Here is a 23874-nt window from a genome sequence, read left to right on the forward strand (position 1 = left end):
CACCACCCCACCTGCCGGTACGCCTGCCCAGTGAACCCCTCCAGCCTCTTTATCCGCAGGCCCGTCGCCACGACGCTCCTGATGCTCGCCATTCTGATGAGCGGGCTTCTGGGCTACCACTTCCTCCCGGTTTCGGCTCTGCCGCAGGTGGATTACCCCACCATTACGGTTGAGACCTTCTACCCCGGCGCCGGGCCGGATGTGATGGCAACCTCCGTGACGGCCCCTCTGGAAACCCAGTTTGGCGAGATGCCGGGGCTGGACCAGATGACATCGCGCTCCTCAGGGGGCGCGTCTGTCATTACGCTGCGCTTCAACCTCACCATGTCCATGGACGTGGCGGAGCAGGAAGTGCAGGCCGCCATCAATCAGGCCAATTCTCTCCTGCCGACTGACCTTCCGGCCCCGCCGGTCTACGCCAAGGTCAACCCGGCGGATACACCTGTGCTGACGCTAGGCATTACGTCCTCCACCATCCCCCTGCCGGAAGTGGAAGACTATGTGGACACCCGTCTGGCCCAGAAAATCAGTCAGATTTCCGGGGTTGGGCTGGTGACGCTTTCAGGCGGCAACCGCAAGGCCATTCGCGTTCGCGTCAACATCCCCAAGCTGACCTCCTACGGGATTGATCTGGATACGCTGCGCACCACCATTGGCAACGTCAACGTCAACTCCCCCACCGGCACGTTTGATGGTGCAACCCGTGCGGCCACGCTGCGGGTTGATGGGCAGATTACCAATGTGGACATGCTGCTCAATCAGGTCATTGCCTATCAGAACAGCGGGCCTGTCCGGATCCGGGATGTCGCCTCTGTTGTGATCGGCCCGGAAAACACCCAGCTTGCCGCATGGTCCAACCTCACCCCGGCGCTGATCATGAATGTGCAGCGCCAGCCGGGTGCCAACGTGATCTCCGTGGTGGACAATATTCAGGCGGCCCTGCCCGTGCTGCGCAAGGCGCTGCCGCCGGGCATTGATATTGTTCCGCTGACAGACCGCACCACCACCATCCGCGCCTCCGTCTCTGACGTGGAGTTCGAGCTGTTTCTGGCTCTGGTGCTGGTCGTGGGCGTGATTTTTGTGTTCCTGCGCAACGTCCCGGCCACCATTATCCCCAGCCTGTCCGTGCCGCTCTCCATTATCGGCACGCTGGCCATTATGTATCTGCTCGGCTTCTCGCTGGATAACCTCTCTCTCATGGCCCTGACCATCGCCACCGGCTTTGTGGTGGATGATGCCATTGTGATGATCGAGAACATCTCGCGCTACGTGGAAGCCGGGGAAGACCGGATGTCCGCCGCCGTCAAAGGTGCCGGGGAAATCGGATTTACCATTATCTCCCTGACCATCTCGCTCATTGCGGTGCTGATCCCGCTGCTGTTCATGGGTGATGTGGTGGGCCGCCTGTTCCATGAATTTGCGCTGACCCTGTCCATCACCATTGTTCTGTCTGCCGTGGTCTCCCTGACGCTCGTGCCGATGATGTGCGCGCGGATCCTCAGTGAACGCCCGCATGATGCCGCCAGCGCCACCACCGCCTTCCAGCGCTGGTCCGCCCGTATGGAAGTGGCGACGGAAAAGCTGATTGCCGGGTATGACCGCGCTCTGGATGTTGTTCTGGCGCACCGTGTTCTCACCCTGTTTGTCGCGCTCGGCACGCTGGTGCTGACCGGCGTTCTGGCTGTTATCATTCCTAAAGGGTTCTTTCCCGCGCAGGATACCGGCGTCATTCAGGGGATTTCCGTTGCGTCTCAGGCCATCTCGTTCGAGAGCATGAAGGAACACCAGCAGGCCCTGGCCCGCGTACTGCTGAAAGACCCGGATGTGGTCTCCCTCTCCTCCTTTGTGGGGGTGGACGGGCAGAATGCCACGCTTAATCAGGGTCGCTTTCTGATCAACCTGCGCCCGCATGATGACCGTTCAGACAGCGCGCTGACCATTGCGCGCCGTCTGGAGCAGGAAACCTCCGAGGTCGCCGGGATCAAGCTGTATATGCAGCCTATTCAGGACCTGTCTCTGGATACAACCGTCACCGCCACGCAGTATCAGTTCCTGCTGGAAAACCCGGACGCCACCGCGTTTAATACGTGGATCCCCAAACTGCTGGACCGCCTGCGGCAGGAGCCTGCTCTGGCCGATGTCACGTCTGACCTTCAGGCCGAAGGGCTGGTGGCGCATGTCACGCTGGATCGCACCACCGGCGCGCGCTATTCCATCACGCCGCAGACCATTGATAACGTGCTGTATGACTCGTTCGGCCAGCGGCAGATTTCCACCATCTACACACAGTCCAACCAGTATCGTGTCATTCTGGAAGCTGACCCGGCATTCCAGACCAATCTGGCCTCGCTCAATCAGGTCTATCTGCCGGGTATTGGCGGCAACTCCGGGGAAAGTTCCTCTGGCCCTACCCGCTCCCCCACCTCAGGGCTGGTGCCTCTGGCGGCGGTGACAAAAGTTACAAAAGGCAAGGCCCCGCTGCTGATAACCCATTTCGGGCAGTTCCCGGCGACGACCGTCTCCTTCAACCTCGCACCCGGCTATGCGCTGGGGGATGCGACAGCCGCCATCCGCAAGGTGGAAGAAGAGATCAAACTGCCCTCTTCTTTCCAGACATCCTTTCAGGGCACGGCGGCGGCGTTTGAAGGGTCTCTGAGTAACGAACTCTTCCTCGTCGCGGCGGCGCTGGTTGCCGTCTATATCGTGCTGGGTATTCTGTACGAGAGCTTTATCCACCCCATTACCATTCTCTCCACCCTCCCCTCCGCCGCCATTGGGGCGTTGCTGACGCTGATTGTGGCCGGGGTGGATCTGGATGTGATGGGCATTATCGGCATCGTGCTGCTGATCGGTATTGTGAAGAAAAACGCGATCATGATGATCGACTTCGCACTGGATGCCGAGCGTGAGCACGGCATGGACTCCCTCCAGTCCATCCGTCAGGCAGCCACGCTGCGGTTCCGTCCTATCCTGATGACAACCCTTGCCGCCATGCTGGGCGCTGTGCCGATGGTCATTTCCAACGGCACAGGGTCTGAACTGCGTTACCCGCTGGGGCTGACCATTATCGGCGGCCTTGCCCTCTCTCAGCTTCTCACACTGTTCACCACGCCGGTGATCTATCTGACGCTGGATACATGGGCCCATCGCTGGAACGCATGGCGCCACCGTAATGACCTGCCTCCCACCCAGCCGCCCTCAGCCGGACAGGTTCACTCGTGAATTTCAGCCGGATCTTCATTGACCGGCCCGTTGCCACCATTCTTCTGACCGTAGCACTGCTGCTTGCCGGCGTGCTGGGGTACAGAAGTCTCCCGGTGTCAGACCTGCCGAACGTTGATTTTCCGGTTATTCAGGTGCAGGCCCGGCAGGCTGGCGGCTCACCTGAAGAAATCGCCAGTTCCGTCGCCGCCCCGCTGGAGCGGCATCTGGGGCAGATTGCGGACCTCACGGAAATGACGTCCCAGTCCTCCCAGAACCTGACGCGCATCACGCTGCAATTTGCGCTCTCACGCGATATTAACGGGGCCGCGCGGGATGTGGAGGCAGCCCTTCAGGCCGCCCATGCGGACCTGCCCTCTTCCCTGCGCCAAAACCCGTCCTATTCCAAAGCCAACCCCAACGGCGCGCCTATCCTGATTCTGGCGCTGACCTCCGACACCCACACCCAGCCACAGCTCTATGACTACGCCACCAATGTTCTGGAGCAGCACCTCTCGCAGATTGAAGGGGTGGGGGAAGTGGAAATCAGCGGGAGCGCCCTGCCCGCCGTGCGCGTGGAAATCAACCCGCACCCGCTCTACAAATACGGCATCAGCTTTGAAGACGTCCGGGCGGCACTGGCCTCTGCCAACGCCAACACCCCCAAAGGGGTGGTGGACCAGAACGGCATGCGCTTTACGCTCGACACGAACGATCAGGCCCGCAGCGCGCAGGACTACCGGGATCTGATTATCGCATGGCGCAACAACCGCCCGGTGCGGCTTTCAGACGTGGCCTACGTGCGGGACAGCGTGGAAGACCTCCGCAACGCAGGCTATTATAACGGCGCGCGCTCCGTGATTGCCGTTGTTTTCCCGCAGGCCGGGGCCAACACCATCAAGACGGTGGACCAGATTAACGCCAAAATGCCGCTGCTTCAGGCCGCCCTGCCCGGCGGGGTGGACCTGCATGTGGGGCTTGACCGGTCTCTGACCATCCGGGCCTCTCTGGCGGATACGCAATATACGCTGATTGTCTCCATCGTGCTGGTCGTGCTGGTGGTGCTGGCCTTCCTGCATTCCGGCCGCATGACGCTGATCCCGGCCGTTGTGGTGCCAACGTCCATTGTGGCGACCTTTGGCGTCATGGCGACCCTCGGCTATTCGCTGGACAATATGTCCCTCATGGCGCTGACGGTCTCCACCGGCTTTGTGGTGGATGACGCCATTGTGGTGATGGAAAATATCGCCCGTTATATTGAGCAGGGCTATTCCGCGCGGGACGCCGCCATTCGCGGCACGGGGGAAGTGGCTTTTACCGTCATTTCCATCTCCATTTCCCTCATTGCGGTCTTTCTGCCCATCCTGCTGCTGGGCGGGCTGGCCGGCCGGCTGTTCCATGAATTCGCGATGACAGTCTCCGTCACCATTCTGGTGTCCATGGTGCTGTCCCTCACTCTTACGCCGATGATGGCAGCCCAGCTTCTCACCCCCCGCAAGCCCGGGCAGACGCCGCAAATCCTGCGGCGCATCACGGTTTTTATCACCCGCATCCTGAATGGTTTGCAGGCAGGCTACACGCGCACGCTGGACGTGGCACTGGCGCACCGCAAACTGGTGCTGCTCAGCCTGCCGCTGACTCTGGCCCTGATTGTCGCGCTGTTTGTCCGTATGCCCAAAGGCTTCTTCCCCACGGAAGATACCGGCATGATGATGGGCCATTTGCAGGGTGATCAGTCCATTTCCTTCACGGCGCTCTCACAAAAGCTGATGCAGGTTCAGAAAAGCATCCTGAAGGATAAGGATGTGCAGAGCGTCTCCAGCTTTATTGGCGGGCGTGGCTCCAATCAGGCCAATCTGTTCCTGCAACTCAAAGATAAGGCAGACCGGTCCGATACGCCGACAGACCTGATTGCCCGCGCCACACGCAGGCTGAGCCATCTGGTGGGCGCGCAGTTCTTCATGATGCAGCCGGGAGCTGTGCGGGCCGGTGCTCGGCAGAGCAACGCGGCCTACCAGTACACGCTGGAAGGAGAATCCGCGTCCGAACTCTATACATGGACCAGCAAGCTCCAGGCCGCCCTGCAACACCACCCGGAATTCACGGATCTGTCCTCCGACGTGCAGCAGGGTGGCTCTGCGATTGATGTGCGGATTGACCGTGACACCTCATCGCGCGTGCAGATCACCCCGCAGCTTTTGTCCAACACCCTGTATGATGCCTTTGGCCAGCGCTCAGCCTCCGTCATTTATAACGCGCTCAACCAGTATCATGTGGTGATGGAAGCGGACCCGCAGCACTGGTCCAGCCCCAACGCACTGAATCAGGTCTGGATCAGTGTATCAGGCGGGTCTGCCGGGGGCGGCACAAAGTCCAATACGGTGCGGGTCCGGCGGGATGCGTCGGGCCGGGATTCGGCAGGCAACAGCACTTCCTCCTCCCTGAGCAGCCAGTCCTTCAAAAACCAGATTGCCAACGCTCTGGCGGGCGGGGCGAGTGCGTCAAACGGCTCCGCAGTCAGCACGTCGTCCGAGACCATGGTGCCGCTTACGCTGGTGTCCAGACTGGTGCCTGCCAAAACACCGCTTTCCATCAACCATCAGGGCCAGTCCGTCGCCACTACCATTTCCTTTAATCTGGCGAAAAACGTCTCTCTGAGCACGGCAACGCAGGTGCTTAAGGCCACGCAGGTCGCGCTGCATATGCCGCCCACCATCCACGGCAGCTTTGCGGGCAACGCCGCGCAGTTCCAGCAGACCGTGAATGATGAACCGCTGCTCATTCTGGCGGCACTCGCCGCCGTCTATATTACGCTCGGTGTGCTGTATGAAAGCTACGTGCATCCGCTGACCATTCTCTCCACCCTGCCCTCCGCCGGGGTCGGCGCACTGCTGGCCCTGCAACTGGCAGGCGAGGAATTTTCGCTCATCGCCATGATCGGCGTGATTCTGCTGATCGGCATCGTCAAGAAAAACGCCATCATGCTGGTGGATTTCGCCATTGAGGCCGAGCGTGAGCGGAATCTGTCCTCGCTTGAGGCCATTCGCACAGCCTGCCTGCTGCGGTTCCGCCCGATTATGATGACATCCGTGGCCGCAGCCCTTGGAGCGGCCCCCTTGATTGTTGCTAACGGCTATGGTGCCGAGTTGCGCCGTCCGCTGGGAATTGCGATTGTGGGCGGTCTGATCGTCAGTCAGGCGCTCACGCTCTATACCACGCCCGTTATTTACCTCATGCTGGATGGGTTGCGCCTGCGCTTTGCCCGACGCCGCCCCCGCTCCCTCCGCCTTTCTCACAACATGCAAGATACCTGATACGCCCGATGAAGCATTTCCCTCTCCGCCCGTCTTCTCGCCGCCTGAGTATCCTGCTGGCCCCGCTTATTTTAACGGGCTGCATGGTCGGCCCCAGCTATAAGCGCCCTTCGGCCATTGTGTCTCCTCAGTTCAAGGAACTGCGCCCGGCGCCCGGCTGGACCTACGCCAAACCGGCTCTGGCGGAGCTGCCAAAAGGCACATGGTGGACCATTTATAATGACCCGACGCTGAACGCGCTGGAAGCACAGGTCGCGCTGAACAACCAGACCGTGCTGGAATATGACGCCCGCTACCGGAACGCCCGCGCAACCATAAATTCCGTGCGCGCGCAGCTTTACCCCACGCTGAGCGGTTCACTCTCCTTCAACCGGCAGAGCTCCGGCCGTGGGTCACGCTCGTCCGGCACCATCATCAATTACGGCGGAGATTCTGCCTCCGGCGGGGCTACGCCCTCCAACAGCACAGAAAATACCTACGGCATGGGGCCGACTGCCTCGTGGGATCTGGATCTGTGGGGCAAGATCCGCCGCCAGATTCAGGCACAGGTCACTGAGGCACAGGCGAGTGCGGCAGACCTTGCCAATGCCCGCCTGTCCTATCAGGCGCAGCTTGCCACGGCGTATTTCAACATGCGCTATCAGGACAGCCTGCATGACCTGCTGGAGCGGAACGTGAAGTTCTATGAGCGCTCCTACCAGATTACCAAAAACCAGTATGACGCCGGGACCGCGACCCCGACGACCCTGTTGCAGGCGCAGACACAACTCGAACAGACCCGCGCGCAGTCCACCGCCACACAGGCGGCCCGCGCCCAGTATGAACACGCCATTGCCATCCTGATTGGCAAACCTCCGGCGGAAGTCTCCATCGCTCCCGGTGCGCTCCCTACCTCCATCCCCGCCATCCCGGTCACGGTTCCGGCCGATCTGCTGCAACGCCGGCCGGACGTGGCGGCGGCTGAACGCCGGATGGAAGAATATAACGCTCAGATTGGTGCGGCCATTGCCGCGTTCTATCCGGATGTAAAACTCACGGCGTCTTATTCCTACAGCGGGGACCCGGTGGGGACACTGGTGCAGGTGGCAAACCGAATCTGGGCACTGGGAGCCTCAGCGTCTGAAACCCTGTTCTCCGGTGGCAGCCGTACTGCTGCCGTGCATGAAGCAAACGCCAATTATGATTATTACGTCGCCACCTATCGTCAGACGGTGCTGACCGCACTGCAAGGCGTGGAAGATCAGCTTGCCAACCTGCGCGTTCTGGCCCAGCAGGCTGACCAGCAGGATGTGGCCGTCAAAGCCTCCAACCGCGCGGTCACTGTGGCCCTTAACCAGTATATGGCGGGCACGGAAATTTATACGACGGTTATCACATCGGAAGTCACCGCCCTTTCCAATGCTGAAACTGCCTTGCAGATCCAGCAGAGCCGGATGCTGGACTCCGTTACCCTGATTGAAAATCTGGGTGGTGGCTGGAACGCGACTGAACTGCCGAGCAAAAACTCCATGCAGACGGATAATCCCTTCCTGCCCTCCTTCATTCAGAAGGACAAAAACTGAGTTTTCCGGAATAATCTGGACAACGGAACAAAGTCCTTGCTGTTTTCAGCAGGGACTTTTTTTATGGGCTCTGACCCTGCTGTACCCAGCCATCTCTCAAGCACGAGCCTTTCCATATGCTGAGACGCCGTCCGCTCTTAGTTCCCGTTCTGGCCTGCGCTTTTCAGGTGGCATTCCTGTGCGTTGCCTCGCCGTGTCAGGCTGCTCTGGGTGCTCCGGGCGCGCCAGACCTCAGAACCCAGACCATTCTGCCCCCCGACGCCCTGTCTTTCCAGACGCAGCAAACCTCTGAGTCCTCAGGTTTGCAGTCATGGCTTACGGAAGATCTGACCGTGCACGGCAAACGCCACGCGGCCTTTCTCGCGCCCCCGCAAAAGCCTTTTTTAAAACAGTATGACGACGGCCATGCCGCTGGAGATATCACTCTCTGGAAAGGTATACGCATCCACATGCAGTTTGGCGAAGATACCCGGCATGACCCGGTAACAGGTGCCTCTATTGCCCCGTTTGGTGAAGCCTACCGCCTCAGCAATCCCCTCAGACAACGATAACAGCCCGCAGCGATGCTGGACGCCTCCTCCGCTTCGTCTCAGGCTCAGGCTCTCAGGCTCTCAGGCTCTCAGGCTCTCAGGCTCTCAGGCTCTCAGGCTCAAGGTCCGTGAAAAACAAATACCCATCATAAAAAAAAGCCCCCATCCTTCCGGACAGGGGCCTTTCTCAAACTCTGGATGGACCTGTTTATTGAGTGAGCGAGCGGCCCGCCAGCAGGGCGACCACCAGAAACACAACAAACAGAACAATCGCGATAAAGAACAGAATTTTAGCCATTCCGGCAGCAGCGGAAGAAATCCCGCCAAAACCGAACAGACCAGCAATGATGGAAATCACCAGAAAGAAAAGCGCCATCTTCAGCATGTTGAAGTCTCCTTTGCCTTTTTAACCAACACGACCGTTAGTGTTAAAACGGGTGTCAGCGTTGATCAGGATTTACGAGCCAGTAAGGCGCCCAGAATAAAACCGAAAAGACCCGCGACCGAGACAGCAACAACAGGTTGATCCGCAACGCAGTCCCGCACCGCATCCAGCGCGGCACAGGCTTTGTTGCAGGCCAGACCATCAGTCTGATCCGCCGCTTTGTTGAAAAGGTTTTCTGCACCGTCCTGAACACGGCCAATGCCATCTTCCAGTTTGTTCTCAACTGTTTTTTCGTCACTCATCAGAAGCCCTCCCCCTCTCATAACTGCTCATAACGCACACCTGCGCACAGGGATGCGTTGCAGCCGTATTTTCTCACAAAAAAAGTTAAATTTCGGCGGATTGCCAGTATGGAGCCCCACCGGGGTCCGGCTCCCCGGCAATCATGGCGCGCAGCCGGGCGGCATACATGCGAAAAGCAGGAGAATCCGGCTCTTTTTCCCCGGCTCCAATCTCCAGTTCTCCGGTAATGCCCGCGGGGGAGCCGGAGAGCACGACAATGCGGGTCGCGAGCTTCAGTGCTTCTTCAATATCATGCGTTACAAACAGCACCGTTTTATGGGTCTGCTGCCAGATCCGCAGTAATTCGTCCTGCAAGGAACTGCGTGTAATGGGGTCGAGCGCCCCAAACGGTTCATCCATCAGCAGCAGGTCCGGGTCAACCGTCAGAGCACGGGCAACCCCAACGCGCTGACGCTGGCCGCCCGAAAGACGCCTCGGCCAGCGGTCCGCCGCATCTTCCAGCCCGACCAGCCGCAATGCCGCCAGCGCACGCTCCCGTTTTGCCTGCCGGGTCAGCCCCAGCCCTTCCAGACCAAAAGCCACATTCCGCAGGACAGAACGCCAGGGCATCAGCCGGGCATCCTGAAAAACCAGAGCCTGCGCACGGCGCCTGCCCTCTGCTGCCCCATGCGATGCGCCTGCCTCATCCTGCGTCGGCCCGACTACTGTGCCTTCTGAGGGCTTGCTCAGCCCCATCAGCACCCGCAGCAACGTGGATTTCCCCACACCGGACGGCCCAAGCAATGCGACAAACTCGCCTTTGTGCAAATTCAGGCTGACATGCCGGAGAATAAACGTCTTTCCACCATCATGCGAAAGCCCGACCTCTTCAAGCCGGGCCAGAGGCCCCGCATCGCTCATGCCTGCCATCGCAGCACACGCACGCGTACAAAACCGAAAAGAAAATCTGTCAGTGCATACAAAAGCGCCATGGTCAGCATATAAACCACAACCACGTCGGTCGCCAGAAGACTGGACGCCTGCATCATACGGGCGCCAATCCCCGGCACCCCAAACAGTTCTGCTGCCACAACGGACATCCAGCCCTGCCCCAGCCCGGTTCTCAGCCCGGCCATAACGCCCGGCGCAGAGGCGGGCAGCACAACCTTGAACAAACGCCCCAGAAAGCTGCCATGCCCAAAAGCTGAGGCCAGTTCATACAATTCCGGGTCCACACTCCGCACCGCCGCATAAGCCGCGTAGAAATTGATCCAGAAAACGGAAATCGCGATAACAAACGTCGCGCCGGAAGTGTTCAGTCCAAACCACAAAATGGCAAACGGCACCCATGCCAGTCCCGGTACCGGACGCAGGAGATGCACAATCCCGGCCAGAAACGCATCCAGCACTGGCACCATGCCGCATAGCAGGCCCGTCAGTGCCCCCAGCACGGAGCCAAACAGCAGCCCCAGCGCGTAATGGCTCAGACTATCCAGAATAGCCTGTTGCCAGAACCCACCATGCACCTCATCCAGCCACGCCTGCCACAAAGAGCTTGGCGCAGGCACCATGCCAGACGGCAGAAGGCCGGTGCGGACCGCCGCCTCCCAGCCTCCAAAAAACACAATCAGACCAAGGCCAGACAGTGCGAAGCGCTGCCGTGGGGAAAGCGCGGTTGTCACTGTTTCAGCTGCCGCCACAAATCAAGGTCAAACAGGTCTTCCACCGGCTGCGCTTTTCTCAGCAGCCCCTGTTCCACTTCAAAGTCCTGCAACTGCTTTACGCCCTCCACAATACGGGTCGGATCGCTCACAAAACGGGACGCAGAGCCTTCCAGCGCTTTTTTCAGAACATCTTCACTCAGAATGCCGCCGCCGAGCGCCTTGGTCACAAACGGCGCGGCCTCATTCGGATGCGTGGCCAGAAGTGTTGTGGCGCGCACAAACAGGCCAGCCAGAGCCTTCGCCCAAGCCTGACGGTCGGGGGCGTTGGGATTAACAATTGCCAGTACGGAACCGGGCTGGTCCGGCAAGAGGTCATGCCCGCTGGCGAGCGTTCTGACATCCTTCAGTCGGCTGCGCACCACCGTCAGGGCGGGCTCGCGCAGCACGGCCGCGTCCACCGCTCCAGCCAGAAACGCCTGCTGTGCCGCATCAATATCCACACCGACAATAGACACAGCAGACGTCACGGGATTGATTCCCTCCCGCTTTTGCAGCCAGAACCGCAGCAGACTGTCCGGCACAGAGCCAGAGGGCTGAACCGCAATACGCGGCAGACGAGACTGCTCCTGCTTGAATTTTTCCAGAACATTTTTCAGGGCCTCAGGAGAAAGGCCCCCTTCTGCCCCGGCAGGCAGCAATGTGCTGAGCGCCCCGCGGGACACCACTTCCAGTTCCTCAACAGAGGCTGCCGTGACCACCTTGACATCCGCGCCATGCGCCCGTGCCTGAAGCAGCGGGAGAACGCCCGCCACATAGGCATCAATCCGCCCGGAAACGAGCGCCTGAATGGCCTGCGGGCCAGACGTAAAGCGCACCAGATTCAGGTCCAGCCCGGCCTCTTTCGCCCAGCCTTCTCCATCCAGCATAAACAGCGCGGAAGAACCGAGAACAGGGATATAGCCAATCCGCACCGGTGTCCCGGCGTGCGCAGGGCTACCCAATACGGACAGAGCCAGCGCGCCCGCAACTATCAATCGGGAAAAGAACCGTTTCATTTCATCACCACGCTGAGCAAAAGCGTTTAATACCGAAGTAGTATAGTGATAAAATTCGAACGCCTGTCAACGCACCGCATGAAATGGAGATTATGCGGTTTTGTCACAGCTTCTGGAAAATGTGTTGGCGCATATAAAAACAGGGGCCGATGGAACACGGAAACCACCGTTTCATCCCTGCCCCTGCTTCTGTAGATCACTCTGTCAGGCTGTCAAAAACAGAGCCTTATCCTTGCGGATTATTCCGGCCCGGAAGACGTACGCTCTTTTTACAAACCAGACACTGTCAAACTTGAAACCAGCTTTAGCAGACCTTACTGGTTCCCGACAGCATGCATCGCGGCTTCACGATTCATCTGGTTATCTCTCTGCTCATCCCGGCGGATCTGCGCACGCGCTTCCGGAGAGACAGTAATCAGAACCGTCAGCAACGCGGAGACAACATACAGCCCGCTGAAAATCCAGATCACGCCTTCAACACCGCGCCAGCCTTCAAACCAGGTGACAATAGCCGGGCCAACCCATGTACTGGCCCCGGCACCCAGACCCAGAATGGACAGAGCAGCCGCTTTTTCACGCGGGCAGACCTGCGGCATCAGGCCAGAGAGCGGCACGAAGGACGCCAGAGACGCGCCATACAGCACCCCCATAGCCGCCGCGATGGGGAAGTTATGCGTAAAGGACAGCGGCACATAATAGAACAGCGGAACAGAAATAGCCGCACCAAGCCCGCCACCCACAGCCACAACCGTCCGCGGACCAAGCTTATCGGCCATCATGCCGGACAGCAGGTTGAAGATAATGTTGCTGAGGAACACGATGGACAGCAGTTGCAGCCACTGTTCCAGAGAAAACCCGACCAGTTTGGTAAACACGCCCGGCATAATGACCAGAAAGGCATATTCAGAAGACGTGTTGATGGTGCGCACAATGCCCGCGATCAACGTCTTCGGTTCACGCCAGATGATGCTGATTGAGCCGAACATGGCCTGCTTTAGCGTTACGTCCGACGGGCTGAGACGCTGCGTGCCACGGGGTTCATGGGTGAAGAGAAGAGCAACAAGCCCCCCAGCCATGACCAGCCCCAGAGAAGACCAGAACGTGCCCATTTCCCCAATGCGCGGAATGGCAAAGCTGGCGAACAGAGAGCCCAGCGTCGGCAGACCACCAGAAAATGCAAACCAGAACCACCCGGCGGCCGACCCAAGCTGGCGCGCAGGCGTTGCCGCGGCAATCCAGACCAGAAAGCCATAAGCAAACAGCGGATACCCAAGACCACGCGCCGTATAGGCCACCATCATCATCTGATAGTTGTTCGGCTGGAGGCCGAGCAGCAGAAACAGAACTTCAAAAACACCCCAGATCCAAAGGCCGGTCCACATGACTTTCTTCGGCCCCCAGAGGTCCGACAGAGGGCCTGAAAGCCAGGAGGAAATGGAGACAGCAACACCGTAAACGGTAAACAGCAGCGCAACCCGTGTGGAAGAATGTCCCTGCCCTTCCAGATACGGAGCCAGATACCCGGCCTCAACCCCGTCCCCGATCATGAACAGCAAAAGCCCGACAAAGCCCCAGAGTAAGGGACGCGGGATGCCCATTCTGTCTATAAGATGTGGTTTTTCCTGCTGTGTTGCTGTCTGCATCACCATGCTCTCCTTCATGCGGTGACGGCACGAAATAAAGACACCTCGCCTCATTGCGTGGGCTTCAGGCACATCACCATACGGACCTTTACGGGAGTGCTCGCAAAGACCCGAAAAAACGATTTTTTTGCTGGGCAGCCGTCAAGCGCGAGACGGAACAGACAGATCGTAAGATCTCACCCAAACAGCCATAAGGACGGAGAAAAACTCAACATCCGGGCTGATAACAACGACCACACTGGCGTGGACGCTTCTGCCAGAAAGGCAGATGAGGCCAGCATGAAGACGCTGGCCTCCCTGATCAGACTCTGGAAGCCTCAGGCTGCCAGATCGTGCTCTTCCGTCACTTCGGGACGGGGGCCGCTATCCTGGCCCTTTGCACTGATATCGCGGTCGATCAGTTCGATCACAGCCATATCAGCTGCGTCACCATAGCGGACGCCAGCACGCATCACGCGGGAATACCCACCGGTGCGGCCCTTGTAACGTTCTGCAATCGCGGAGAACAGTTTCTTCACGATCACTTCGTCACGCAGCATGGCATAAGCCTGACGACGAGCGTGCAGATCACCACGTTTGCCCAGCGTGATCAGCTTTTCGACGACGGGACGCAGTTCCTTCGCCTTGGGCAGAGTGGTCGTGATCTGCTCGTGTTTAATGAGAGCAACGGCCATGTTGCGAAACATTGCCGCGCGGTGAGAAGAGGTTACGCCGAGCTTTCTGCCGGCCATCCGGTGACGCATAGTTCAGTTCCTAGTCAATAAGATGTGGACTTAGAACGGCTCATCAAGCCGCTTTGCCAGATCTTCAATATTTTCCGGCGGCCAGGCCGGCACATTCATACCCAGAGAAAGCCCCATGGAGGTCAGGACTTCCTTGATCTCGTTCAGAGACTTACGCCCAAAGTTCGGAGTGCGCAGCATTTCCTGCTCGCTCTTCTGGACCAGGTCCCCGATATAGATGATGTTGTCGTTCTTCAGGCAGTTAGCGCTACGAACAGACAGCTCAAGCTCATCAACCTTACGCAGCAGGTTACGGTTGAAGGGCAGGTCATCCTGCGGCTCTTCAGCCTGAACCGGACGCGGCTCATCAAAGTTGATGAACAGTTGCAGCTGATCCTGAAGGATTCGGGCTGCAAGAGCAACTGCATCTTCCGGCGTGATGGCGCCGTTAGTTTCCACCGTCAGCAGCAGCTTATCAAAGTCTGTTACCTGACCAACACGGGTCGGCTCAACTTTGTAAGACACGCGCTTGACCGGAGAATAGATGGCATCAATCGGGATAAGACCGATCGGCGCATCTTCCGGACGGTTTGCAGCAGCGGGGACATAACCCTTGCCCATGTTCACCACAAATTCCATGCCCAGCTTCACACCGTCATCCAGTGTGCACAGAACCAGATCAGGGTTCATGACTTCAATGTCATGCCCGGTCTGGATCTGGCCGGCACGCACTTCACCGGGGCCTGTCGCCGTCAGCACCATGCGCTTCGGGCCTTCTCCGTGCATACGCAGTGCAAGCTGTTTGATGTTCAGGACAATGTCCGTCACATCTTCGCGCACACCCGCAACAGAAGAGAACTCGTGCAGGACGCCGTCAATCTGCACGGCTGTAACCGCAGCCCCCTGCAGGGAAGACAACAGCACACGACGCAGGGCGTTGCCCAGTGTCATACCAAAACCGCGTTCCAGCGGTTCTGCCACAACTGTCGCAATACGTGTCGGTTCCACGCCGGATTCGACTTCAAGCTTTTCGGGCTTGATCAGAGATTGCCAGTTTTTCTGAAGGACCAAGGTACCGGCCTTTCAATATGAAAAAACACTGCAGATCGCAGCGATTTCTCAGAAAATTAACAGAACAGCGAAAAGATGGCGGCTACACTCAGGTAGCCGCACAACCTTAATGCTTAGACGCGACGACGCTTGCGCGGGCGGCAACCGTTGTGCGGTACCGGCGTCATGTCACGGATAGAGGTAATGGAAAAACCGACAGCCTGCAGAGCGCGCAGAGCGCTTTCACGCCCTGACCCGGGGCCAGACACTTCGATTTCCAGCGTTTCCATGCCGTGTTCACGGGCCTTGCGGCCTGCGTCTTCAGCAGCAACCTGCGCCGCATACGGCGTAGACTTACGGGAGCCTTTGAAGCCCTGAGCACCGGCTGAAGACCAGGAAATTGCATTCCCCTGTGCATCAGAGATGGTGATCATGGTGTTGTTAAACGTGGACAGAACATGTGCCACGCCAGAAATAATGTTCTTGCGCTCTTTTTTACGAATACGCGGTGTAGCGGCTTTCGCCATTGTTTTTCTACCTCAGTCCCTGCCCAGAAGCCCGCAAAAGCCGTCCGGAAATCCTCAACAAATCAGATTAACGCGTGGCTTTCTTCTTACCAGCGATCGCCACAGCCTTACCCTTACGTGTACGGGCGTTGGTGTGGGTTCTCTGACCATGCACCGGCAGGCCGCGACGGTGACGGAGACCGCGGTAGCAGCCCAGATCCATCAGACGCTTGATGTTCATTGCGACTTCACGACGCAGGTCACCTTCAACGCGATAGTCGGTGTCGATCACTTCACGCAGCTTTGCGATTTCATCATCGCTCAGCTCGTTCACGCGCTTTGCATCGGCAATGCCAACCTTCTCGCAGATCTGAGCTGCCTTGGTTGCGCCAATTCCGTAAATATACTGAAGCCCGATAACAACCCGTTTGTTGGTCGGGACATTCACGCCGGCAATACGTGCCACGCTTTACACTCCTGTCGGTTCAACTCGCTGGTCGAACGCTACTGGCATCACATGGATGCATGATTTCAATCAGTGGCCGCGAAATATACCGGCCACCCGCACAAGTCAACGAAAACAGATCACTTTTTCGTGAGCTGTCACTTTCACGCCATGACAGCTTCAATGTCTGCCGTGACCTGAGCGGTCGGAAGCATTCCATTAATTTTATAAAGCCGTCCGGTTTTTTCATAAAAAGGAAGAATCGGAGCCGTCAGATTCCGGTATTCCTTCAGGCGCTCAACAACCGTTTCGCGCTTGTCATCCGCCCGCCGCTTGAATTCATGGCTTCCGCATACATCACACTCACCTTCCTTTTTAGGAGGCTTGGAGACTTCGTTATACGTCGAGCCACACTTGCTGCACGTAAAGCGTCCGGAGATTCGGTCTGCCAGAATGTCTTCATCAACATCCAGAAACAGAACCACATCTATTTTTTTATTTTCGGCAGAAAGCATCTTATCCAGCGCATCTGCCTGCCCAAGAGTGCGCGGGAATCCATCCAGGATGAATCCCTTTGCACAGTCAGGCTGCCCGATGCGGGAATGCAGCATGGCGATAATCAACTCATCAGGCACCAGTTTCCCGGCATCCATTAGAGATTTTGCCTGCTTACCAATGTCAGACCCACGCGCAACCTCGGCACGCAGCATGTCACCGGTAGAAATCTGCACCAGACCGTACTGCTCTTCCAGCCGCTTGGACTGCGTTCCCTTCCCGGCACCGGGAGGCCCCAGAAAAATCACGTTCATCGTCTGATAACCCTCTGCTTCTTGCCACCACGAGACCGCCGCATAAGCCCCTGATACTGATGCGCAACAAGATGCGACTGCACCTGCGTCACGGTATCAATAGTGACCGACACGATAATGATCAGACTTGTGCCGCCAAAATAGAAAGGCACGTTGTAACGGCTGATCAGAATCTGCGGTAACAGACACACAAGAACCATATAGGCAGCGCCAATCGTCGTCAGGCGCGTGAGAATTTTATCGAAGTAGGTTGCCGTGGCCGCACCGGGGCGAATACCCGGAATAAAGCCCCCCTGCTTACGCAGGTTATCCGCAGTTTCCGCCGGGTTAAACGTGACTGCCGCATAAAAATACGAGAAGAACACGATCATGGCGGCGTAGAACAGCATATAGAGCGGCTGCCCCTGCCCCAGCTCTTCACCCAGAAACGACAACCAGCCCGGCATAGACTTACCGTTCATGAAGCCGGAGATGGTGACCGGAATCAGAAGCACAGACGAAGCAAAAATCGGCGGAATGACGCCCGCTGTATTCACTTTGAGAGGCATGTGGGTGGTATCCCCCCCAAACATCCTCTGTCCCATCTGTCGCTTGGGATACTGGATCACAACACGCCGTTGTGCCTGCTCCATAAACACGATGAACGTAATGGTCACCGCAGCCAGAACAAGAAAGACCAGCACGAAGAAAGGCGAAAGCGCGCCCGTGTATCCGAGCTGGAACAGACTTGCCATGGCATGCGGCAGGTTGGCCACAATACCGGCAAAGATAATGAGGGAGATCCCGTTCCCGACACCTCGGGACGTAATCTGCTCACCCAGCCACATCAGGAACATGGTGCCACCCACAAGGGTGATCACGCAGGAAACCAGAAAGAACACGCCAGGGTTCACAACAGCGGATCCAGCTGCGCTATGCATACTCTCAAGCCCGACTGCAATGCCGTAAGCCTGAAATAACGCAATAAACACAGTCAAATAGCGTGTGTACTGATTGAGCTTTTTCCGCCCCTGCTCACCTTCTTTTTTCAAGGCTTCCAAAGAAGGAACTGCCGTGGACATCAACTGCACGATAATCGAGGCAGAAATGTAAGGCATGATATTGAGGGCAAAAACGGTCATACGCCCAAGCGCACCACCGGTGAACATGTTGAACATGCCCAGAATGCCACCCTGATGCTGAGCCAGAAGCTGCCCCATCACCGTCGCATCCACACCCGGAACCGGAATGTATGTGCCAAGACGGTAAATAATCAGCGCACCAAGCGTGAACCAAATCCGCTTTTTGAGTTCGGTTGCCTTGGCAAAGGAGCCCACATTGAAGTTGGCAGCCAACTGTTCGGCCGCGGAAGCCATGCATCCGTCCTTTCACACAAACAGCGCCACCACATAACGCGGGACGCTGTCATGATAGTCTAAGAGTTAACCCAGACCACATCTGGAGAAGTATCAGCCAGAAGAACAGTACAGGACTGCCCTTCTGACCAAAACATCAGGATGCGCTGGCTTCAGCAGCCTTAGGAGCCACCAGGACCTTGATGGACCCGCCAGCTTTCTCAATAGCTGCAACTGCAGAAGCAGAAGCACCAGACACTTCGAACGTGACAGCGCGGGTCAGTTCGCCTTCTGCCAGAATACGCACACCAGCATATTTGCCCGTGCCGACCAGACCAGCAGTTTTCAGCGTTTCTTCCGTCACTGTCGTGCCAGCTTCAAGCTTGCCATCAGCGAAGGCTTTTTCAATCGCACCGAGGTTAACCGGAGCATAAGCCTTACGGAAGATGTTTTTGAAGCCACGCTTCGGCAGACGACGATAAATCGGCAGCTGACCACCTTCAAAGCCGTTCAGGGACACGCCTTCACGTGCTTTCTGCCCCTTCACACCTTTACCGGAGGTCTTGCCTTTACCAGAACCGATACCACGACCGAGACGCTTTTTGCGATAACGAGAGCCTTCGTTATCACGCAGTTCGTTCAGATTCATATCAATCCTCCACCTTCACGAGGTGGGCCACCTTACGGACCATACCACGGGTTGAAGGGGTATCTTCCAACACCCGCTCACGCCCGATCTTGTTCAGACCGAGACCCACAAGGGTCTCTTTCTGGCCAGGCTTGCGGCCGTTACCGGACGCAATCTGAATGACTTTGAAGGTCTTAGCTTCAGACATCTGCAGCCTCCACACCTGAAGCAGCCTGATCGCGCTTACCGAAGATTTCAGCAACCTTCTTACCGCGACGGTTTGCAACAGAACGAGGGCTTGCACAACGCTCAAGCGCCGCAAACGTCGCTTTCACCATGTTGTGCGGGTTACGCGTCCCGAGGGACTTGGCAACCACGTCATTGATGCCCAGGCTTTCAAAAACAGCGCGCATCGGGCCGCCGGCAATGATCCCCGTCCCTGCTTCAGCAGAGCGCAGAACAACCTTACCAGCACCGAAGTGACCAGTCACATCGTGATGCAGCGTGCGGCCTTCCTTCATCGGCACGCGGATCATGCCACGCTTGGCACGTTCCGTCGCCTTACGGATAGCTTCCGGCACTTCACGGGCTTTACCAGCACCATACCCAACGCGGCCTTTCTGGTCACCAACGACAACCAGAGCAGCGAAGGCAAAGCGCCGACCACCCTTAACAACCTTAGCAACGCGATTGATGGTGACCAGTTTATCAACCAGTTCATCGCCTTCGCGTTCGCGATCACGGCCGCCTCGACCGCCTTCTCTTGGTTCACGAGCCATTACGTGATCCTTTCCTCAGAAGGAGAGACCGCCCTCGCGGGCAGCCTCCGCCAGGGCTTTCACGCGCCCATGATAAAGATACGACCCCCTGTCGAAAACAACCTGGGAGACGCCGGCAGCCACAGCACGCTGCGCAACAAGTTTACCAACAGCGCCAGCGCTGTCCTTGTTGGCACCGGTCTTCAGAGACGAGCGCAGTTCTTTATCCAGGCTGGAAGCGGCAGCAAGGGTGCATCCGCGCACGTCATCAATGACCTGCGCATAGATGTTCTTGCCAGACCGGAAGACCGACAGACGCGGACGACCACCAGCCTTGCGACGGAGCTGAAAACGCAGGCGAGCACGCCGACGGTTCCGCAGTTCCTGCTGAGTGCTCATTATTTCTTCTTGCCTTCCTTGCGACGAATGGTTTCCGTCTCATAACGCACACCCTTGCCTTTATAGGGCTCAGGCTTACGAAAATTGCGAATATCAAGAGCAACCTGCCCAACGCGCTGCTTGTCGATACCTTCGACAAGGATAGCTGTCGGACGCGGCGTGGAGATCTTGATACCCTGCGGGATCGGATAAACCACGTCGTGAGAATAGCCCAGGTTCATCACAAGATTAGAACCCTGCACAGCAGCACGATAACCGGTGCCGTTGATCTCAAGAGCCTTTGAGAACCCTTCAGAAACACCTTTGATCGCCGTTGCAATCAGAGCGCGGGTTGTGCCCCACATCATACGAGCCTGCGCTGCAGTCCCAACCGGACGCACCGCGACTTTCCCGTCTGAAATTTCCGCTTCAATGTGAGAGGAAAGCGGCAGAGCGAGTTCGCCCAGCTTTCCCTTCGCCTTGAAAACACCGTCTGCAATCGAGACAGTCACCCCTGCGGGAACATCAACGGGATATTTGCCTACACGTGACATGTATCCCTCCTCAGAACACGCGACAGAGGACTTCACCGCCAACATTGGCAGCGCGAGCCTCGACATCAGACAGAACACCACGCGGTGTGGACAGGATCGAAACCCCGAGACCAGCACGCACCCGCGGCAACTCTTTAATTTTGGAATACACACGGCGGCCCGGACGGGACACGCGGTGAATTTCCTTAATAACCGGCTCGCCTTCGGAATATTTCAGCTCGATATGGAGCTGAGTGATGCCTTTGCGAATTTCTTCGTGTGAGTAGCCACGGATGTAGCCTTCACGCTGCAGGGCATCAAGAACATTCGAACGCAGCTTGGAAGCCGGCGACACGCAGGACACATGGCGTGCACGCTGCGCGTTACGAATACGGGTGAGCATATCACCCAGCGGATCAGAAAGTGACATTGTGCGCCCTTACCAGCTAGCTTTGACCAGGCCCGGGATCTGCCCGTTTGAAGCCAGATCACGCAGTGCAATACGGCACAGCTCAAACTTGCGGTAGTTACCGCGAGAGCGTCCCGTAAGTTTGCAACGGAGACGGACACGTACGCGTGAACCATTCCGCGGCAGTTCAGCCAGCTTTAAAGACGCATCAAACCGATCTTCTACAGGAAGCGAGCGGTCCATCACAATGTTCTTCAGCGCCGCACGCTTTTCCTTGTCGCGCGCAGCCATGCGTGTCCGCTTGGCATTACGCGTGATGGCAGAAGTCTTAGCCATATAATTTTATCCTCCGGAACCCTTCGAAAACCTTCGATGGTTTTCCAAGACAACAACACCTGGTGACAGGTAACCTATTTCACTCAGGCAGCAAAGGGGAGATCGAACGCTTTAAGAAGCGCCTTAGCTTCAGCATCCGTCTTTGCGCTCGTCACAAACACCACGTCCATCCCGCGAACTTCGTCTACTTTATCGTAGTCGATTTCAGGGAAAACGATCTGTTCTTTCAGACCAAGAGCGAAGTTACCACGTCCGTCGAACCCCTTGTTAGCCGGCAGACCACGGAAATCGCGAATGCGGGGCATTGCGATCGTGACCAGACGATCAAGGAATTCATACATCTGCGCACGGCGCAGCGTAACCTTACAACCGATCGGCAGACCTTCACGGATTTTGAAGCCCGCGATGGCTTTCTTTGCAACAGTTTTAACCGGCTTCTGACCTGCAATAAGCGTCATTTCAGCAACGGCAGCGTCCAGTTTCTTCTGGTCGCCTGCAGCTTCACCAACGCCCATGTTCAGGACAATTTTTTCCAGCCGAGGAACCTGCATGATGTTTTTGTAACCAAACTGTTCACGCAGTTTAGCGCGCAGTTCAGCTTCATAACGTTCCTGCATACGAGGAACGGAACGAACGCCCTTAGACTCACTCATTCTCGCCCCCTCAGCCTTCAATCACTTCGCCGGTTGCTTTTGCAACACGAACTTTCCGCCCGTCTTCCAGAACACGGAACCCAACGCGGGTCGGCTTCTTGGAGGCCGGATCGACCAGTTTCAGATTCGACAGATGAATCGGGGCTTCACGCGTGATGATGCCGCCTTCTTCACCCATACGCGTTGCTTTCTGGTGACGCTTAACAAGCGCTACACCACGAACAATCGCGCGATTTTCAGCCGGACGGACGGAGAGAACTTCACCCTGAGTTCCTTTGGAGGAACCCGTGATGACAACAACCGTATCGCCTTTTTTAATGCGAGCAGCCATTTATAGAACCTCCGGCGCCAGAGAGATAATTTTCATGAACTTGCGCGCACGCAGTTCACGAACAACCGGACCGAAGATACGGGTGCCGATCGGCTCCTGCTGCTTGTTGATCAAAACAGCAGCGTTCTTATCAAAACGGATCGCGCTCCCGTCGGGGCGGCGAACCGGATAAGAGGTACGCACGATAACAGCTTGGTGCACGTCGCCTTTTTTCACCTTCCCACGGGGGATGGCTTCCTTGACAGACACGACGATCACGTCGCCGACCGAGGCGGACTTCCGCTTGGAGCCGCCCAGTACCTTGATGCACTGCACCTGACGCGCACCAGAATTGTCGGCCACGTCGAGGTTGGTCTCGGGATGGATCATGAACTAGATATCCTTACCTTACGCTGACACGCCAGCGGAGGACGCATCAACGACCTCACCATTGCGCGCCACCACGGCCCACGTCTTGCGCTTGGAAATCGGCGTGCATTCAATGATGCGCACGCTATCGCCCACTTTGCAGACATTCTCTTCATCATGCGCCGCATATTTTTTAGAGCGACGAATGAACTTCTTATACAGCGGGTGCATGACGCGACGATCGACAAGAACCGTAACGGTCTTGTCCATTTTGTCGCTGGTCACACGCCCGGTAAGGACGCGCCTTGGCATCGTCCAACTCCCTTCAGGAAATGGCGGCAGATGTTTTAGCACCCGCCGCAGTCTTCTTTGTATTCTGCGCATCAATCGTCTTGATGCGCGCAATTTCACGACGGACCACACGAATGCGGCTCTGGCCCTCGTTCTGCCCGGTTGCCTGCTGGAACCGGAGATTGAGCTGCTCACGCTTCAGCTCAAGCAGAAGTGCGTTCAGTTCGTCGGCCGTTTTGGCACGCAGGTCAGCGGGCTTTGTTGCCTTCGCCATCTTACGCATCTCCAATTCGGGTCACAAATTTTGTCTTGATCGGCAGCTTTGCTGCGCCGAGAGCCAGCGCTTCACGCGCGATCTCGGGCGGCACGCCTTCGATTTCAAACAAAATGCGACCGGGTTTCACACGGGCCACCCAGTATTCGGGAGATCCCTTGCCCGAGCCCATACGCACTTCTGCAGGCTTTGTCGAGACCGGAAGGTCAGGAAAAATACGAATCCACACGCGACCTGCACGTTTCATCGCTCTGGTGATAGCCCGACGAGAGGCTTCAATCTGCCGTGCGGTGATACGTTCGGGCTGAAGAGCCTTCAGACCAAACGTACCGAAGTTGAGCGTCGTGCCGCTTTTGGCCAGGCCGTGAATACGACCTTTGTGAGCCTTACGGAATTTAGTTCGCTTCGGAGAGAGCATTGTCTTCTATCCTTC

General features: G+C 57.4%; 29 protein-coding genes. 4 read left to right on the plus strand and 25 right to left on the minus strand.

Annotation, left to right across the window (positions count from 1 at the left end):
* Positions 1–30 precede the first annotated feature (30 nt).
* From KP699_RS07410 to KP699_RS07425, 4 genes are all read left to right on the plus strand, one after another.
* Positions 31–3222 carry an efflux RND transporter permease subunit gene (locus tag KP699_RS07410; protein WP_077930114.1) on the plus strand — a complete coding sequence of 1064 codons (3192 nt, stop codon included), beginning with the start codon at positions 31–33 and terminating at the stop codon, positions 3220–3222.
* A complete protein-coding gene (locus tag KP699_RS07415; RefSeq protein WP_215762144.1) occupies positions 3219–6515 on the plus strand; it encodes an efflux RND transporter permease subunit in 3297 nt (1098 codons plus the stop codon). The genes KP699_RS07410 and KP699_RS07415 overlap by 4 nt, the downstream gene beginning before the upstream one ends.
* Positions 6516–6523: 8 nt before the next feature.
* Positions 6524–8077 (plus strand): efflux transporter outer membrane subunit, encoded by a 1554-nt coding sequence (locus KP699_RS07420; protein ID WP_025826495.1) that lies wholly within the window; start codon positions 6524–6526, stop codon positions 8075–8077.
* Between the two features lie 116 nt (positions 8078–8193).
* The gene (locus KP699_RS07425; RefSeq protein WP_215762145.1) at positions 8194–8628 is read left to right on the plus strand and encodes a hypothetical protein; all 435 of its coding nucleotides are present in this window, start codon (positions 8194–8196) and stop codon (positions 8626–8628) included.
* A 187-nt stretch (positions 8629–8815) separates the two neighbouring features.
* Here KP699_RS07425 and KP699_RS07430 read toward each other — a convergent pair whose 3' ends face one another.
* The 25 genes from KP699_RS07430 to rplP all read right to left on the minus strand — a co-directional run bounded on the left by KP699_RS07430 (position 8816) and on the right by rplP (position 23859).
* The gene (locus KP699_RS07430) at positions 8816–8992 is read right to left on the minus strand and encodes a DUF1328 domain-containing protein (protein WP_025826491.1); all 177 of its coding nucleotides are present in this window, start codon (positions 8990–8992) and stop codon (positions 8816–8818) included.
* A gap of 65 nt (positions 8993–9057) precedes the next feature.
* The gene (locus tag KP699_RS07435) at positions 9058–9294 is read right to left on the minus strand and encodes a DUF883 C-terminal domain-containing protein (protein ID WP_025826489.1); all 237 of its coding nucleotides are present in this window, start codon (positions 9292–9294) and stop codon (positions 9058–9060) included.
* Positions 9295–9379: 85 nt separating this feature from the next.
* Positions 9380–10204, minus strand: coding sequence for an ABC transporter ATP-binding protein (locus tag KP699_RS07440; protein WP_215762146.1), 825 nt, complete (start codon positions 10202–10204; stop codon positions 9380–9382).
* Positions 10192–10956 carry an ABC transporter permease gene (locus tag KP699_RS07445; protein ID WP_215762147.1) on the minus strand — a complete coding sequence of 255 codons (765 nt, stop codon included), beginning with the start codon at positions 10954–10956 and terminating at the stop codon, positions 10192–10194. The genes KP699_RS07440 and KP699_RS07445 overlap by 13 nt, the downstream gene beginning before the upstream one ends.
* Positions 10953–11993: an ABC transporter substrate-binding protein gene (locus KP699_RS07450; RefSeq protein ID WP_215762148.1), complete on the minus strand. Its 1041-nt coding sequence runs from the start codon at positions 11991–11993 to the stop codon at positions 10953–10955. Before KP699_RS07450 ends, KP699_RS07445 begins: the two co-directional genes overlap by 4 nt.
* 314 nt (positions 11994–12307) lie before the next feature.
* Positions 12308–13636 (minus strand): MFS transporter, encoded by a 1329-nt coding sequence (locus tag KP699_RS07455; protein WP_215762149.1) that lies wholly within the window; start codon positions 13634–13636, stop codon positions 12308–12310.
* 317 nt (positions 13637–13953) lie between these two features.
* Positions 13954–14379: a 50S ribosomal protein L17 gene (rplQ, locus tag KP699_RS07460; protein ID WP_025826481.1), complete on the minus strand. Its 426-nt coding sequence runs from the start codon at positions 14377–14379 to the stop codon at positions 13954–13956.
* 30 nt (positions 14380–14409) lie between these two features.
* Complete coding sequence (locus tag KP699_RS07465) at positions 14410–15429, minus strand: DNA-directed RNA polymerase subunit alpha (RefSeq protein WP_043552272.1); 1020 nt, start codon at positions 15427–15429, stop codon at positions 14410–14412.
* 113 nt (positions 15430–15542) lie between these two features.
* Positions 15543–15935, minus strand: a complete 393-nt coding sequence (gene rpsK / locus KP699_RS07470) for a 30S ribosomal protein S11 (RefSeq protein WP_006557780.1) — start codon at positions 15933–15935, stop codon at positions 15543–15545.
* A 67-nt stretch (positions 15936–16002) separates the two neighbouring features.
* The gene (gene rpsM, locus KP699_RS07475) at positions 16003–16380 is read right to left on the minus strand and encodes a 30S ribosomal protein S13 (RefSeq protein ID WP_025826479.1); all 378 of its coding nucleotides are present in this window, start codon (positions 16378–16380) and stop codon (positions 16003–16005) included.
* 143 nt (positions 16381–16523) lie between these two features.
* Positions 16524–17168, minus strand: coding sequence for an adenylate kinase (locus KP699_RS07480; RefSeq protein ID WP_215762150.1), 645 nt, complete (start codon positions 17166–17168; stop codon positions 16524–16526).
* On the minus strand, positions 17165–18523 hold the full coding sequence (secY, locus tag KP699_RS07485) for a preprotein translocase subunit SecY (protein WP_025826477.1): 1359 nt from the start codon (positions 18521–18523) through the stop codon (positions 17165–17167). Before secY ends, KP699_RS07480 begins: the two co-directional genes overlap by 4 nt.
* Positions 18524–18659: 136 nt before the next feature.
* The gene (rplO, locus tag KP699_RS07490) at positions 18660–19151 is read right to left on the minus strand and encodes a 50S ribosomal protein L15 (protein WP_025826475.1); all 492 of its coding nucleotides are present in this window, start codon (positions 19149–19151) and stop codon (positions 18660–18662) included.
* A 1-nt stretch (position 19152) separates the two neighbouring features.
* On the minus strand, positions 19153–19338 hold the full coding sequence (gene rpmD, locus KP699_RS07495; RefSeq protein WP_025826473.1) for a 50S ribosomal protein L30: 186 nt from the start codon (positions 19336–19338) through the stop codon (positions 19153–19155).
* Positions 19331–19909 (minus strand): 30S ribosomal protein S5, encoded by a 579-nt coding sequence (rpsE, locus tag KP699_RS07500; RefSeq protein ID WP_215762151.1) that lies wholly within the window; start codon positions 19907–19909, stop codon positions 19331–19333. Before rpsE ends, rpmD begins: the two co-directional genes overlap by 8 nt.
* A 15-nt stretch (positions 19910–19924) precedes the next feature.
* The gene (gene rplR, locus KP699_RS07505) at positions 19925–20287 is read right to left on the minus strand and encodes a 50S ribosomal protein L18 (protein ID WP_077930120.1); all 363 of its coding nucleotides are present in this window, start codon (positions 20285–20287) and stop codon (positions 19925–19927) included.
* Positions 20287–20820, minus strand: coding sequence for a 50S ribosomal protein L6 (gene rplF / locus KP699_RS07510; RefSeq protein ID WP_077930121.1), 534 nt, complete (start codon positions 20818–20820; stop codon positions 20287–20289). The genes rplR and rplF overlap by 1 nt, the downstream gene beginning before the upstream one ends.
* A 10-nt stretch (positions 20821–20830) precedes the next feature.
* Positions 20831–21229 (minus strand): 30S ribosomal protein S8, encoded by a 399-nt coding sequence (rpsH, locus tag KP699_RS07515; RefSeq protein ID WP_025826465.1) that lies wholly within the window; start codon positions 21227–21229, stop codon positions 20831–20833.
* Between the two features lie 9 nt (positions 21230–21238).
* A complete protein-coding gene (gene rpsN, locus KP699_RS07520; protein WP_025826462.1) occupies positions 21239–21544 on the minus strand; it encodes a 30S ribosomal protein S14 in 306 nt (101 codons plus the stop codon).
* 83 nt (positions 21545–21627) lie between these two features.
* Complete coding sequence (rplE, locus tag KP699_RS07525) at positions 21628–22197, minus strand: 50S ribosomal protein L5 (RefSeq protein WP_025826460.1); 570 nt, start codon at positions 22195–22197, stop codon at positions 21628–21630.
* Between the two features lie 10 nt (positions 22198–22207).
* Positions 22208–22528, minus strand: a complete 321-nt coding sequence (gene rplX, locus KP699_RS07530) for a 50S ribosomal protein L24 (protein WP_077930122.1) — start codon at positions 22526–22528, stop codon at positions 22208–22210.
* Positions 22529–22897 (minus strand): 50S ribosomal protein L14, encoded by a 369-nt coding sequence (gene rplN, locus KP699_RS07535; protein ID WP_006557767.1) that lies wholly within the window; start codon positions 22895–22897, stop codon positions 22529–22531.
* 18 nt (positions 22898–22915) lie between these two features.
* Complete coding sequence (gene rpsQ / locus KP699_RS07540) at positions 22916–23188, minus strand: 30S ribosomal protein S17 (protein ID WP_025826456.1); 273 nt, start codon at positions 23186–23188, stop codon at positions 22916–22918.
* A gap of 13 nt (positions 23189–23201) precedes the next feature.
* Positions 23202–23441 carry a 50S ribosomal protein L29 gene (gene rpmC, locus KP699_RS07545; RefSeq protein ID WP_077930123.1) on the minus strand — a complete coding sequence of 80 codons (240 nt, stop codon included), beginning with the start codon at positions 23439–23441 and terminating at the stop codon, positions 23202–23204.
* 1 nt (position 23442) lies between these two features.
* A complete protein-coding gene (rplP, locus tag KP699_RS07550) occupies positions 23443–23859 on the minus strand; it encodes a 50S ribosomal protein L16 (RefSeq protein WP_025826454.1) in 417 nt (138 codons plus the stop codon).
* Positions 23860–23874: the final 15 nt, after the last annotated feature.

The sequence above is a fragment of the Acetobacter sp. P1H12_c genome (assembly GCF_018811975.1).
In the GTDB taxonomy this organism is placed as follows: domain Bacteria; phylum Pseudomonadota; class Alphaproteobacteria; order Acetobacterales; family Acetobacteraceae; genus Acetobacter; species Acetobacter persici.